The sequence below is a fragment of the Paenibacillus sp. EB106-05-06-XG162 genome (assembly GCF_058791655.1).
On record NZ_JBYTDT010000001.1, the window covers coordinates 101,977 to 117,280 of the forward strand.

At 42.3% G+C, this 15,304-nt stretch carries 9 protein-coding genes; all 9 read left to right on the plus strand.

What is annotated here, in order from left to right:
• The first annotated feature begins 38 nt into the window (after positions 1–38).
• Positions 39–2,954, plus strand: a complete 2,916-nt coding sequence (locus AC3WU2_RS00410) for a glycoside hydrolase family 3 C-terminal domain-containing protein (RefSeq protein WP_492450305.1) — start codon at positions 39–41, stop codon at positions 2,952–2,954.
• 79 nt (positions 2,955–3,033) lie between these two features.
• Entirely contained in the window at positions 3,034–5,457 is a 2,424-nt protein-coding gene (locus AC3WU2_RS00415) for a beta-glucosidase (protein WP_492450307.1), read from the plus strand.
• A 30-nt stretch (positions 5,458–5,487) separates the two neighbouring features.
• Positions 5,488–6,114 carry a hypothetical protein gene (locus AC3WU2_RS00420; protein WP_492450309.1) on the plus strand — a complete coding sequence of 209 codons (627 nt, stop codon included), beginning with the start codon at positions 5,488–5,490 and terminating at the stop codon, positions 6,112–6,114.
• A gap of 3 nt (positions 6,115–6,117) precedes the next feature.
• Positions 6,118–7,134, plus strand: a complete 1,017-nt coding sequence (locus AC3WU2_RS00425; protein ID WP_492450311.1) for a glycosyltransferase family 2 protein — start codon at positions 6,118–6,120, stop codon at positions 7,132–7,134.
• A 20-nt stretch (positions 7,135–7,154) separates the two neighbouring features.
• Positions 7,155–8,492, plus strand: a complete 1,338-nt coding sequence (locus AC3WU2_RS00430; RefSeq protein WP_492450313.1) for a histidine phosphatase family protein — start codon at positions 7,155–7,157, stop codon at positions 8,490–8,492.
• Between the two features lie 237 nt (positions 8,493–8,729).
• Complete coding sequence (locus AC3WU2_RS00435; protein ID WP_492450315.1) at positions 8,730–11,147, plus strand: beta-glucosidase; 2,418 nt, start codon at positions 8,730–8,732, stop codon at positions 11,145–11,147.
• Positions 11,148–11,296: 149 nt separating this feature from the next.
• Positions 11,297–11,665 (plus strand): dockerin type I domain-containing protein, encoded by a 369-nt coding sequence (locus AC3WU2_RS00440; RefSeq protein ID WP_492450317.1) that lies wholly within the window; start codon positions 11,297–11,299, stop codon positions 11,663–11,665.
• Positions 11,666–11,834: 169 nt separating this feature from the next.
• Positions 11,835–14,189, plus strand: coding sequence for an AraC family transcriptional regulator (locus AC3WU2_RS00445; RefSeq protein WP_492450318.1), 2,355 nt, complete (start codon positions 11,835–11,837; stop codon positions 14,187–14,189).
• A gap of 195 nt (positions 14,190–14,384) precedes the next feature.
• Positions 14,385–15,299 (plus strand): ABC transporter permease, encoded by a 915-nt coding sequence (locus tag AC3WU2_RS00450; RefSeq protein ID WP_492450320.1) that lies wholly within the window; start codon positions 14,385–14,387, stop codon positions 15,297–15,299.
• The last annotated feature ends 5 nt before the right edge of the window (positions 15,300–15,304 follow it).

Here is a 15,304-nt window from a genome sequence, read left to right on the forward strand (position 1 = left end):
GCACATATGATTCAGTACATATACAGAGGGGGAAAGACATGAGTAAACCAAAAAGTAAAAAAACGACTGCAATATGGGTAGCGATCTTATTAGCATTAATCATTGGCACAATTGTAACCGTGTCCATTTTTTCAGTTTCAACCATGGTAACGATATTGCTTGTTGCTGCTTGTATTCTTTCAGTTGCTGTCCTTGTTTATGGTTTCATTTTGGCAAGAAGAAGTAAAGCAGAGAAAAAAGGGTTAAGAAGACTATGGATAACGTTGCTCAGCTTGGGGCTCGTCGTCGTTGTTGGTCTTAACGCTGGGGTGTACAAATACCAGGTTGTCATTAACCAATATTTGAGCAAAGTGAAGGTTGATGAAACAGAACAAGCAAGGGTAACAGAAGCTTCCAAATCCATGACGGAACAAATCGAAGATGAGGGGATTGTTCTTCTTGAGAACAAACAGAATACACTTCCTCTCAACATATCTAACGACCGGGAAAAGAATGTAAACGTTTTTGGACAAGCGTCCCTTAAAATTGTCTACGGTGGCAGCGGATCTGGCTCGGGGGATGAAAGTGCAAATGTAACTATGCAGCAAGGTCTGGAAAAGGCAGGATTTAAGGTAAATAGTGAGTTAACACAATTTTATGAAACGCATGCTCCTGCAAAAAAGAAAATCGATGTCTTTGAACTTAATGGCGGCGACTATACAATGAGTGAGCCAAAAACTAGTGATTTTAGCGATAAAATGTTAGCGGATGCAGAAAAATTCTCTGATGTAGCACTTATCGTTCTGTCAAGAGCTGGCGGAGAAGGCGGCGACCTTCCACTTGAAACAGCAGAGTATGGTGGTTCTAAGGACCGTCATTACCTTCAATTGTCAGAAGCAGAAGAACAATTAATCAAGATGGTGACATCGAGAGATTTCAAAAAAGTAGTCGTCGTTGTGAACTCCAGTAACGCGATGGAATTAGGATTCTTGAAAAATGAAGGCATCGACGCTGCAATGTTAATTGGAGGACCTGGGTCTACAGGTAATAACAGTGTAGGCAGTGTATTAGCAGGTAAAGTAAATCCATCCGGCCGTTTGGTAGATACATACGCTTATGACGTATCATCTGCTCCGGCATTCTATAATGCAGGTGATTTTAAATACTCCAATACCGAGTATCAAGAAGTAGATAAGTTCGGAGATAAATACCCTAAACTTCATAGTTTTGTAAATTACAATGAAGGTATTTATGTTGGTTATCGTTTCTATGAAACTCGTTACGTCAACAATGAAACTGGGTTGATGGATGAAGCAGCATACCGTAAAGCTGTTCAGTACCCGTTTGGTTATGGTTTAAGCTATACGAACTTTAAGCAAGAAATTACAAACTACACCACAACAGATGACAAGATTTCAGTTGAGGTAAAAGTGACCAATACTGGTAAGACAACTGGTAAGGACGTAATACAGCTGTATTATACAGCCCCTTACCAAGTAGGCGGAATCGAAAAATCCCATGTAGTGCTAGGCGCATTTGATAAAACAGAACTTCTTGAGCCAGGTGCTTCCGAGACGGTTAATCTTGAAATGTCCGTTGAAGACATGGCTTCCTATGATTATAAAAATAAGAAAGCATATGTACTTGATGCCGGCACATATGGCATTAAACTGATGCACAATGCTCATGATGTGATCGATTCAAGAACCTATGAAGTTAAAGATACAGTCGTCTACAGTCAAGACCATAAACGTTCCTCCGATCAAACAACAGCAACGAATTTGTTCGATGAGGCTGCAGGTGATTTAACTTATGTGTCCAGAGCGGATTGGGAAGGAACATTACCTAAAGAACGTACGAAAGGTAAAGAAGCGTCTGAAGAATTGATACAGGCCTTGAAAAATCAAAAGGTGATCGATAATCCTGAAGATAAAGACATTGTGTTCGCGAAACATGGTCTAAAGCTGAAAGATGTCGTTGGTCTCGACTACAACGATCCAAAATGGAATGATTTATTGGAACAACTTTCTGTGAAGGAAATGGCACAACTCATCGGATTTGGTGGATATGCAACACAAGCGGTTGACTCCATTAAAAAGCCTGCTACAACGGACTTGGATGGTCCAGCTGGTATAAACGCCCTTCTTACTGGCTTGAAAGGCGTGCAATATATGACTGAGGTTGTGCTTGCATCCACATGGAATGTTGATCTTGCTAAAAAGATGGGTGAAACGCTTGCGGATGAGGCGGTGGTCTATGGTGTAAGCGGATTATATGCGCCTGCCATGAACATTCACCGTACACCGTTCTCGGGAAGAAACTTTGAATATTATTCAGAAGATGCAGTGCTTTCAGGTAAGATCGGTGCTGCTGTTGTTCAAGGCGCCTCCACGAAGGGTGTATATGCTTATATTAAACACTTTGCATTAAACGATCAGGAAACGAACCGTGATGGTGTAGCTGTCTGGTCCAATGAGCAAGCCATTCGTGAACTTTACTTGAAGCCTTTCGAGATTTCTGTGAAGGAAGGAAAGACAACGGCTGTAATGTCTTCCTTCAACCGCATTGGAACGAAATGGACAGGTGAGCATGCTGGATTGCTTACAGGAGTGCTTCGTAATGAGTGGGGATTCCAAGGGATGGTCATCAGTGACTACGATTTGTACCCTCATATGAATCCAGACCTTGCGATTCGTGCAGGTAATGATTTAATGCTTACGACGCTAGGTGACAACCCGACTAAATTAAGTACGGAGACAAATACAGGTAAACAAGCGATGAGAACAGCAAGTCACAATATCCTGTATACCGTTGCCAATAGTAATGCATTGGAAATCGTTGTTACACCTTATCCATATTGGTTGCTGCTTCTTGGCTTAGTGGATATCCTTCTTCTGGCGCTGCTTGCACTTGGATTCAAGAAAGTGACACGTCAAAGAAAGCGCGAGACTGTAGTGCTTAGTGCGGAAAATTAAAATCTATAAAAAAAATGATGTGCTTTTGGCGGTAACCCTTGTGGTTACCGCCAAAAGGGCTAAAATGAGGAATTCATCCATGAAATATCAAGACATCATTCAACAAATGACTTTAGAAGAGAAAGCATCTTTAATGTCAGGGAAAGATTTCTGGCAAACCCAGGATATCAAGCGTCTCGGAATCAATAATATTTTTCTTGCAGATGGACCGCATGGTATTCGCAAACAAGCGGAGGCGGCTGACCATCTAGGTCTGAATCCAAGTAATCCGGCAACTTGTTTTCCAACCGCTGCGACGGTAGCAAACAGTTGGAACATTGAACTTGGAGAGAAACTCGGAGATTACCTTGGAGAAGAGGCTGCTGCACAAAAAGTCCATGTCCTGCTCGGACCTGGTATCAATATGAAGCGAAATCCTTTATGCGGTAGAAATTTTGAGTATTTTAGCGAGGATCCTTATCATGCCGGTAAATTGGCTGCCAGTTATATTCAGGGCATTCAATCCCATGGCATTTCAGCCTGTGTGAAGCACTTTGCCGTGAATAATCAGGAAGAACGACGGATGTCCATCGATACGATCGTGGATGAAAGAACATTGCGGGAAATTTACTTAACCGCGTTTGAAATTGCAATTCAAGAAGGCAAGCCTCAAACTGTCATGTCTTCTTATAATATGTTAAATGGCGCCTACACCAATGAGAACCTTCACTTGATGGTGGAGATCCTGCGGAAGGAATGGAATTACGAAGGGGTCGTTGTCACGGATTGGGGCGGAAGCAATGACCGTGTGGCAGGACTGTTGGCTGGTAATGAGTTGGAAATGCCAACGACAGCTGGCGAGACCAATGAGGAAATTATTCAGGCCATTCAAAGCGGAAAGATCACAGAAGAAGTGCTGGACGAATGTGTAGACAGGCTGCTTGACCTGATCTTTACAACGGAAGAAGCCTTTAAGAAAGCTTATAAGAAAGAGTTCGATGTAGAACAGCACCATCAATTAGCTCAAGAAGCAGCCGAAGAGTCCATCGTACTGCTTAAAAATGAAGGTAACATATTACCGCTTAAACAAGGTGTTAAAGCAGCGATTATCGGTGACTTTGCCAAAGAGGCACGGTATCAAGGGGCAGGCTCATCGATTGTCAACCCGACAAAACTGAATCATACGCTGGATTGCTTAGAAGAATCAGGTATTGTCAGCGTCGGATTTGAACCCGGCTTTGATCGTTATGGCAAGAAAAATCAGCAGAAAATAGATCAAGCACGCGCCCTTGCCGCGAAAGCAGATGTCGTTCTGTTATATATGGGTCTGGATGAAGTGACCGAAGCTGAAGGGCTGGATCGTCACAGCATGAAGATTCCTGAGAATCAGATTGATGTATTACATGCGTTGCATCAAGTGAATTCGAATATCGTTGTTATCCTTTCTTGCGGCTCCGCCGTAGAAATGCCTTGGATTGACAAAGTAAAAGGATTGGTCCATGGTTATTTAGGCGGTCAGGCGGGAGCAAGAGCGATCCTCCGGGTTCTATCCGGTGAAGTCAATCCGTCCGGGAAATTGGCAGAAACTTATCCGCTTTATTATGAAGACACACCATCATACCACCAATTCCCAGGTAAGGAAGTCAGCGTAGAATACCGGGAAGGGATTTACATCGGCTATCGGTTCTATGATACAGCGAATGTAGAGGTGTTGTTCCCGTTTGGTTACGGACTGAGCTATACGACCTTTGATTATACGGACATTCAAGTGAATAAGTCAGGTGTGACCTTCCAATTAACAAATTCAGGGGACAAGGACGGCATGGAGGTTGTGCAGCTCTACGTTGGGTGTCAATCGGACGATATTTTCAGACCGAAGAAGGAATTAAAGGGATTTACGAAAGTATTTCTTCATGCAGGTGAGTCCAAGCTGGTAACCATTCCATTCGACGACAAAACCTTCCGTTATTTCAATGTGAAGAGTAATCAGTGGGAAGTCGAAGAAGCAGAATATAAGATCATGATTGGTGCCTCTAGTAGCGATATCCGATTAGAGGAAGTTCTTTTCGTGGAAGGAACGGGAGCTCCATTACCTTATGACAAAGCGAAGCTTCCATCGTATTATTCCGGTCGAGCAAGCAAGGTGAGTCAAGAAGAATTTGAACAGCTGCTCGGACGCAAGGTGCCGGTTGCTACATGGGACAGAAGCAGACCGCTTGGATATAACGATACGATCGCGCAATGTCAATATGCCAAGGGAGCATTTGCAAGGCTTGCATATCATCTCATCGAGTTTGCGTATTGGTTCCTTCGGAAAATCGGAAAAAGAAGCACGGCAAATCTAATTATGATGTCTGTGTATCATATGCCATTTAGAGGAATCGCCAGAATGACAGGTGGCATTGTCAATATGCCGATGTTAGATGGGATTCTGATGATTGTGAACGGTCACTTCTTTAAGGGGCTGCGGCATTTCTTCAAGGAAAGAAGCAAGATGTTAAAGGTCGCTAAACGCAGCGTTTAACACGAGTATAAGCGACAAAGGAGCGGGAAAATGAATCAGAAAAAAGAAGCTAAAGGGCTGCTGGGCTTTTGGGCTAACTATAAGGAAAAACATCCGAATACTGCGCAATTTTTAGTGTTTTTTATATTGAGTAATGGGATTACCGTTTTACAGATTGCATTAATGCCTTTCTTTAAAAGTATGTTCGCTCAGACAACGTTAGTAGATACGAATTTTCAAGTCTGGCAGTTTGGGCATAACTTTAATGGCAGTGATTATTTTATATTTGATTATGCTGCAGGTTCCCTGTCATCCGGTGGAGGAGGAGGTCTTGCTTATTTCCTCGCCGTCCAAATCACGCTTGCGATTGCACAGATCATCAACTTTTTTCTTCAAAGAAGCGTTACATTTAAGTCGAACAGTAATATTTGGAAGGCCGCATTTTGGTATGTCGTAGCTTATATCGTGATTACAATCGGTGCCGCTGCAGCTCAGGGCTTTTACAAAGCACCGATCTATGACTTGTTAATGAATACGTGGGGAATGGGATCCGTTGGGGAAACCATCGCAGACGTGATTACGATGATTATTAACAGTGCGATTTCCTTCTGGGTGTTCTTCCCAATTTTTAAAGTAATCTTTAAACAAAAACCAGAAAATCAGGAACAGGTAGTGTGAGTAATGAAATTATTATCAGTCGTTATACCTTGCTATAATTCGCAGGATTATATGAGATATTGTATAGAATCCCTGTTACCAGGGGGAGAAAATGTAGAGTTAATCATTGTTAATGATGGCTCCGTAGATCAAACAGCACAAATAGCGGATGAGTATGCAGATCGATATCCAACGATGGTCAAAGCCATTCATCAAGAAAATGGTGGGCATGGAGAGGCCGTTAATACAGGTATGCGTAATTCATCAGGCTTGTATTTTAAGGTTGTTGACAGTGATGACTGGGTAGATATCAGAGCTTATCTCAAAATTCTAGAAACGATACGTGATTTTGTAGAAAGAAACAAAGCCGTTGACATGATGATTAGCAATTTTGTCTATGAAAAAGAAGGCGCAAGCTACAAAAAGATTATGAAATACAATAACGTGCTTCCGGAAGGAACCATTTTTACCTGGGATGATATGAAGCATTTTCGCAAAGGGCAATATCTTATGATGCATTCGATCATCTATAGAACACAATTGCTAAGAGATTGCAATTTGGAACTTCCGAAGCACACCTTTTATGTAGACAACTTGTTTGTATACGCGCCGCTTCAGCATGTAAAGAGTATCTATTATATCAATGTCGATTTTTATAGATATTTCATTGGCCGAGAGGATCAGTCTGTTCAGGAGAATGTGATGATCAAACGGATTGATCAACAGATTAAAGTCAATAAACTTCTGATCAACCAAATCAATATCGAATCCATTACAAATGCTAATCTGCGTCACTATTTGCTGAGACATCTAGAAATCGTTACGGTGATATCTACGATATTGTTAATCCGTTCTGGAACGGCTGAAAATCTCATGAAGAAAAAAGAGTTATGGAAATATATCGAAGATAAGGATATAAATCTGTATCGAAATCTAAAATATGGCTTTATGGGCAGGCTAACTAGTTTACCAGGACGGGCTGGACGCAGTATATCTGTGGGAGCTTATAAAATATCACAAAGATTAATAGGGTTTAACTAACGTTAATGGGGTGACCTACATTGAAGAAGAAATTAACAAGAGCGATATCGATGATGATGGTCATGATGTTGATGACCGTTTACAGTGCGGCAGCAGCCGGTGTAAGTGAAGGTAATCCCAAACAAGATGGCAAAGCGATTACGTTCTATATGGTGCGGCATGGCGAAACGGTGTTCAACACACAAAAGCGACTTCAGGGATACTCGGATTCTCCTTTGACAGAAAAAGGAATCAAAGTTGCGGAGAATTTGGGCAGAGGGTTAAAAGATATTCCATTTAACGCAGCTTACAGCAGCACGAGCGAACGGGCGAGCGACACGGCCAATTTGATTCTGAAAGGCAGAAACGTTCCTATCATGAAGGACAAGCGGCTTAAAGAAATCAATTTTGGCAGCTGGGAAGGAGAATTTGCAGACGATATTCTGAAGCAGCATCCCGACTTCTATGATAGTCCAGATTTGTATAAAACCGTTGGCGGAGAATCTTACGAAGAGCTTTATAAGCGGACGGAAGCGGCGATGAACCGGATCGTGGACGAGAATAAAGCGAAAGGCGGCAATGTTCTTGTCGTGTCTCACGGATTGACGATTCTGAATTATGTGACGGCATTGGATCCGAATAGCTGGGATTGGAACAAAGGCGGCTTGCCGAATTCAAGCGTGACGAAGGTACAGTGGAAAGATGGTAAATTCAAAGTGCTTGCTGTCGGTGACCCAAGCTATGCGGAAAAAGGCGAAATGAAGCTTACATTCTATTTGGTACGACATGGCGAAACGGTATTTAATGTGCAAGACCGGATGCAAGGTTATTCGGATTCTCCATTAACGCAAAAAGGGGTTAAGGTTGCCGAAAACTTGGGCAGAGGCTTAAAGGACATTCCATTTATGGCGGCTTACAGCAGTACAAGTGAGCGGGCGGTAGATACAGCCGATATCATTCTGAATGGAAGAAACCTGCCGCTCCATACCGATAAAGGCTTTAAGGAAATGAACTTCGGCGATTGGGAAGGGGCATATACAAAAGACATTCTGAAGCAGCATCCCGACTTCTACGATAGCCCAGATCTGTTAAAAACCGTTGGCGGAGAATCTTACGCTGAACTTTATAAGCGGACGGAAGCGGCAATGAATCAGATCGTTGAAGAGAACAAAGGAAAAAGCGGCAATATTCTTGTCGTGAGTCACGGTCTCACCATTCTGAACTATGTTACAGCGCTGGATCCGGAAAGTTGGGATTGGAACAAAGGTGGCTTGCCGAATTCGAGCGTAACGACCATCGAATGGAAAGACGGCAAGTTTAAAGTGCTGACAGTCGGTGATCCAAGTTATGCGGAGAAAGGTGAGAAAGCCGTTAAATGATAAGCGGCAAATGACTATCAACAGATACTTTTGACAGTCTGAAGCAGGTACCTGATTAGGTATCTGCTTTTTTTGATTCCGTCTCCAAGGATATAAAAGTAGCATTAGAAAGTATTTGGAATCTGTAGTAGAATATTTAATAACGATTAATAGCTTTTATAGTTTTATAGTTTTTTGAAATTAGTCTATTGCGAAATATATTGGCTATTATTGCCAACAATATGAAGAGGATTATAGATGAAGTATAAAGAACGAATTGCAGAAATGACGTTAGAAGAGAAGGCATCTTTAATGTCAGGAAAAGATTTCTGGCAAACTCAGGATATTGAACGTCTCGGAATCAATAGTATATTTCTTGCAGATGGACCGCATGGGATTCGAAGACAGGCAGTAGCGTCAGACAAATTGGGTCTTAATGCTGGTTTACCGGCAACTTGTTATCCTACAGCTGCAACTGTAGCCAATAGCTGGAATACGGAGCTGGGAGAAAAAGTCGGGGAATATCTTGGAGAAGAGGCTATTACACAAAAAGTCCATGTCTTGCTGGGACCTGGCGTCAATATGAAGAGAAATCCTTTATGCGGTAGAAATTTTGAGTATTTTAGCGAGGATCCCTATCATGCCGGTAAAATGGCTGCCAGTTATATTCGGGGAATCCAATCCCAAGGAATTTCAGCCTGTGTGAAGCATTTTGCAGTGAATAATCAGGAAGAAAGACGGATGTCCATAGATACCATCGTGGATGAGAGAACGCTTCGGGAAATCTATCTGACCGCATTTGAGATTGCAGTAACAGAAGGCAAGACGAAGTCGATCATGTCTTCCTATAACAAATTAAACGGAACCTATGCCAATGAAAATATGCATTTAATGCAAGATATTCTGCGTGGTGAATGGGATTATAAAGGCACGATGATCACGGACTGGGGCGGAAGCAATGACCGTGTGGCAGGACTTTTAGCTGGTAATGAGTTAGAAATGCCAACCACAGCCGGGGAGACCGACAAAGAAATTGTTCAAGCTATTCAAAGTGGAAGGATCAATGAAGAAGTATTGGACGAATGTGTAGACAGGTTGCTTGAACTTATTTTTACAACGGAGGAAGCTTATCAGAGTCCTCATATTGATTTTAATATCGAGAAACATCATCGCGTGTCACAAAAGGTTGCAGAAGAGTCCATCGTGCTTCTTAAGAATGAAGAGAGTATACTACCTCTTAAATTTGGTAAAAAGGTTGCTGTTATCGGTAACTTTGCCAAGGATGCACGATATCAAGGGGCAGGCTCATCGATCGTAAACCCGACCATACTGGATCATACCCTGGATTGCTTTGAACAATCAGGCATTGTAAGCATCGGATTTGAACCTGGCTTTGAGCGTTATGGGAAGAAAAATCAGAAAAAAATAGATCTAGCGTGCACGCTTGCAGAGCAAGCAGATGTTGTTCTGTTGTATTTGGGTCTGGACGAAGTGACCGAAGCCGAAGGACTGGATCGACAAAGCATGAAGATTCCTGAGAATCAGATTGATTTGTTACATGCGTTGTATAAAGTGAATTCGAATATCGTAGCCATCCTTTCTTGTGGATCTGCCGTAGAAATGCCTTGGATTGACAAGGTAAAAGGACTGTTACATGGTTATTTAGGAGGACAGGCTGGAGCGAGAGCGATCCTCCGGGTATTATCAGGCGATGTCAATCCGTCCGGAAAATTGGCTGAAACCTATCCACTTCGATATGAGGATACACCTTCATTTCACCATTTCCCAGGCAAGGAAGTCAGCGTAGAATACAGAGAAGGGATGTACATTGGCTATCGGTATTATGATACAGCGAATGTAGAGGTCCTGTTCCCGTTTGGCTACGGACTGAGCTATACGGTCTTTGAGTATGCTGATATTCAAGTCCATAAGACAGGTGTGACATTCCAATTAACCAATTCAGGGGACAGGGCTGGCATGGAGGTTGTGCAGCTCTACGTTGGATGTCAATCCGGAGATATTTTCAGACCTAACAAGGAATTAAAGGGATTTACGAAAGTATTTATTAATGCCGGTGAGTCCAAACAGGTATTCATTCCATTTGACGACAAGACCTTCCGATATTTTAATGTAAAGAGTAATCAGTGGGAAGTCGAAGAAGCGGAATATAAGATCATGATTGGTGCCTCTAGCGCCGATATCAGATTAGAAGAGGTTCTTTATGTGGAAGGAACTGGGGCTCCATTACCTTATGACAAGGAGAAGCTTCCATCGTATTATTCCGGTCAAGTAAGCAAGGTGAGTGAAGAAGAATTTGAACACCTGCTTGGACGTAAGGTACCGGTCTCCGCATGGGACAGAACCAAACCGCTTGGTTATAACGATACGATCGCGCAGTGTCAATATGCCAAGGGTGGATTTGCAAGGCTTGCGTATCATTCAATCGTGTTTGCGTATTGGTACCTCAGGAAAATAGGAAAAAGAAGCACGGCAAATCTCATCATGATGTCCGTGTATCATATGCCGTTTAGGGGAATAGCCAGAATGACAGGTGGCGTTGTAAATATGCCAATGTTGGATGGTATTCTGATGATGGTGAATGGTCATTTCTTTAAGGGGCTGCGGCATTTCATCAAGGAAAGACGCAAGATGTTAAAGGTTGCAAGAGTGAAATAACATAGCAAGAGGAATGCACTTGATTCATTTACTATCTGAACGATTTAAGGCCCAGTTCTGCTGCGTTCGCAGCGAAACTGGGCCTTTTGTCCTTCATCATGGCAGAAAATAAAGATGTTTTTTCGTTCATGATAGACGTGTTTTTTTGCATGCCTGAATCTATAGTAAAAGCAATGGCTGGAGTTATAGTACTGGCTAGTTTTGATAGCGCTTACTATGAGAAATACGCATGGAGAGAAACGGGCACGGCGACAGCTAACGCTCCGAATGCAACGCAGCAGCAGGTGGATAACGCGAAATCCGTACTAGAAGCGGCCATTCAAGTGTTTGAAAGCAAGAAAATCTCCGCCGATGTCAATGGAAAAGACGGTATCACGGTTGGAGACTTGGCGATCGTTGCAGCAGCTTACGGTAAGCAAGAAGGTCAGCCAGGTTGGAATGCGAAAGCCGATGTCAATCATGATGGAAAAGTAGATATTGAAGACCTTGCGATTGTAGCCAAGGCGATTTTGCAATAATCCGATAGAAGAAGCCATTGATTCCATTTTTATGGGATCAATGGTTTTTTTCATACAGCGAATCAGAAGTTATTTATGGAACGATTTGACTGCACATGATAGAATACACTTTATAATGATAGAAATTGAATGATGGGTCACGCGAATAGACAAAGGGGTAAGCGCTATCATGAAGAAATTTTTCAGATCAGGTAAATATTTCGTAAGGATTTATTTATGGACGGTCTTAGCTCTCTTAAGTATCTTGGTTTTCTTTTCCACGATTATTTACTTGAACGTCGAGAAATCGGTGGTCCGAAATAACTATGATCTAAACAAACAGATCTTATCCCAGGTTGCCTATAATGTAGATAACTTCGACCAGACGGTGAAGAACTTAGCTAATTCGATCTATTTGAGCAGTGATTCGAAGGCTATTCTGGATATGGATCATATCAACGATAATTATCGCGAGGCAAGCGCTGCGCTGGAAAACTTAAGAACGACCTATATGAGCAATAACGCATTCATTCATTCCATCGTCATCTATAATGGCAAATCGAAGGTCTATGTGTCGACCAACAAGGGGATATTCAGCAGCGATCCCGGTCTTGAGACGATGATGCGTTCTAACCAAGTCGTACCTGTACTTAAGCCGATCTATAGAGAAGTGGAGAGCCTGTATCCGATTGCATCCAAGCCAACGGATGGTGTGTTCACCTATGCGATGTATGATTGGTTGAGTGAGGAGAATAAGCCGGATGACAGCATTTATGTGAATATTAAAGCGGACTGGATGCTGGAGAATATCAATCGAATCAACACCTCGAATCCGAAATCCAAGAGCAATATTTATCTATTGAACGGTAATGGCGTCAATATCGGCAATCCAAATCATGATCAGGAGACGAAAGCATCCCTAGAGTCGCTTTACAGCCAGTTCATTAAGAACGGCATTACAGATACGGGGGTCTCTTTCGATTCCTTCACCACGGATTTTAAAGGGGAAAAAAGCTATGTGTCTTACATCTACTTGAATCGGGTCGATTGGGTACTGGTGAAGGTCCAGCCTTATCAAGAAGTATTCCAAAATGTAGACCATATCAAGTTCATTATTTTGCTGATTACATTGCTATTCATTGTTATTGCGTTAATTGCTTCCTTCGCGATCTCTAGGAACATCTATGTACCAATCGGAAGGCTCGTAAAACAGATTAATACAATGGATCGGGATGAAAGTGATAACAAGCCAATCGAAGATGAAATTAGTGTCTTAAATCAAATGTATAATAAATACTATGAATATCGAGAGTTATATTATCAAGAAACCCGCTCGAAAGACCGGCTGCTTAACAACTATTATCTGACCAATCTTCTTGTTGATAGTCATGCGATGACGAAGGATGATATTGCTAGTGCGATTGAGAGTAACACCGCATTGTTCGAATCCGGCGGGAAGCTGGTCGTATGTGTGATTCGAATCGATCAATACAATCATTTTCTTCTGAAGAGCAATCGAGATCAAGAGCTCTTCCGGTTTGCGATCGCCAATATTATGCACGATACGGTGAAGGCTAAGTTTAATAATGAAACGGTAGATATGAAGAAAGACCAGATTGTACTGATCGTGAATACAGGACAAGCCCAGCATGACGAGGTTATTCCTACGCTGGCGGGCTGTATTGCGGAAGCCCAGAACATGATCATGAATTATTTCAAGATGACTGTATCCGTGTCCATTGGCGAAATGGCCGAATTTGCTATTGCACTGGAAGGCAGCTATCGTATAGCGTTATATCATACGAACTATCGGCTCCTATTCGGAAGAAATTCCATCATTACAGGGGATTCCGTGACAGCAAATAACGAAAATCAACAAGTGTACTATGCTCAGCAGTGGAATAAAAAGCTGGTTGATGTGATGAAGTCTGGGAATATCCAAAATGCCGAAAAGGTCATTGTCAGCATCCTTGATGAGATTAAAGAGCAGAATTTCAACAATATGACGTTATCGGTTATGCATGTAACGACTTTTATATTGAATACGCTCAATGAAATGAATAAATCCAAGCTTCAACCCCAACATATCGATTACAATGTGTATCATTTCAAGATGATGGAATTCGAGACGATGGAAGAGATTTTGAACGAGCTGATGCAGCTGATTTCCCTTGGCGTAGGGAATGCCAAGCAATCCAATACTGAGAAGCATGCCCTTATTATTGAGACCGCGAAAGGGATCGTCGAGGAAAGTTATTCGGACCCAGGCTTAAGCTTGCAGCTTGTCGCAGAACAACTGAAAATGTCCTCTACCCATCTGGGTAAAATTTTCAAAGAAAATATGACGATTTCGCTGTCGGAGTATATTAATGGCGTCCGATTGGAAAAGGCGAGAGAGATGCTGGAGAATTCAAACCTTCCGATCGTGCAGATCATCGAGAAGATTGGCATGGAGAATGAAAGCTATTTCTACAAGCTATTCAAGAAAAAGTATGGCGTAACGCCGAAAGAACATGTGCTCAAAACAACGATAACCAAATCCTAAAATTACATTGCCGCTTAGTTTCCCATGGGAAAGAGCGGCATTTTTATGCCCTTTTACACCTAAAATGCAGTAAAAATTAAATTTTACAGGGTTTCATTGCTGGATTAATTAAATTCGACAGTGTTCTTGGATCGCGATTCGCTCTATGATTCGAACTAGCAAGAGAAATAACGAACAACAAGGAGTGAATTGGCATTGCGAAGTTCTAGCTTCATCAAAACCTTCATGAGGTACAGACAACTATTCATTTTATCCCTTCCGGGCGTGCTGCTGTTATTCGTATTTAGTTATATGCCGCTATATGGCATCCTGCTGCCCTTCAAGGACTATAAAATTGATTTAGGCTTCTGGGATAGCCCTTGGGTGGGGTTCGATAACTTCAAATATTTGTTCTCCCAAGATGCATGGCGGATCACCAGAAATACGGTCTTATACAATGTGGCCTTTATCGTTGTCTTACTGATCGTCGCCGTTGCATTCGCGCTCATGCTGAATGAAATGAGACGATCTTCCGTGAAGTTCTATCAAACGGTGCTGTTCCTGCCGTACTTCCTATCTTTTACGGTGGTCAGTTACATTTTCTTGGCCATGTTCGATATGGAGCATGGATTAGTGAACACGATCCTAGAGTGGTTTGGGAAGGATGCCGTACTCTGGTATAACGATGCGAAATATTGGCCTCCGCTACTCGTTTTAACGTATGTATGGAAGAATGCCGGTTATTATACGATCATCTATTTCACGGGTCTCCTTGGCATTAATGAAGAATATTACGAGGCCGCGAGAGTAGACGGCGCGAGCAGATGGCAGCTGATCAAGAGCATTTCGCTCCCGTTATTGAAGCCGCTCATCATCCTGATGGTGCTCATGCAGGTCGGCAAAATTTTCGTAGGGAATTTCGACATGTTCTATCAGATTCCTCGAGATTCGTCGCTGCTCTATGCCACGACAGATGTTATTGATACGTACGTGTACAGATCATTGAAATCACTCGGTGATATTGGCATGGCTTCGGCTGCAGGCGTATATCAATCGATTGTTGGTCTCGTATTGGTCCTGATCGTCAACGGTCTTATTCGTAAATTCGACTCAGAAAATTCCGTATTTTAAGGTGG

Coding starts and splice junctions, on each gene's coding strand:
- AC3WU2_RS00410 (WP_492450305.1), top strand. CDS start 39: ATGAGTAAACCAAAAAGTAAAAAAACGACTGCAATATGGGTAGCGATC.
- AC3WU2_RS00415 (WP_492450307.1), top strand. CDS start 3,034: ATGAAATATCAAGACATCATTCAACAAATGACTTTAGAAGAGAAAGCA.
- AC3WU2_RS00420 (WP_492450309.1), top strand. CDS start 5,488: ATGAATCAGAAAAAAGAAGCTAAAGGGCTGCTGGGCTTTTGGGCTAAC.
- AC3WU2_RS00425 (WP_492450311.1), top strand. CDS start 6,118: ATGAAATTATTATCAGTCGTTATACCTTGCTATAATTCGCAGGATTAT.
- AC3WU2_RS00435 (WP_492450315.1), top strand. CDS start 8,730: ATGAAGTATAAAGAACGAATTGCAGAAATGACGTTAGAAGAGAAGGCA.
- AC3WU2_RS00440 (WP_492450317.1), top strand. CDS start 11,297: ATGCCTGAATCTATAGTAAAAGCAATGGCTGGAGTTATAGTACTGGCT.
- AC3WU2_RS00445 (WP_492450318.1), top strand. CDS start 11,835: ATGAAGAAATTTTTCAGATCAGGTAAATATTTCGTAAGGATTTATTTA.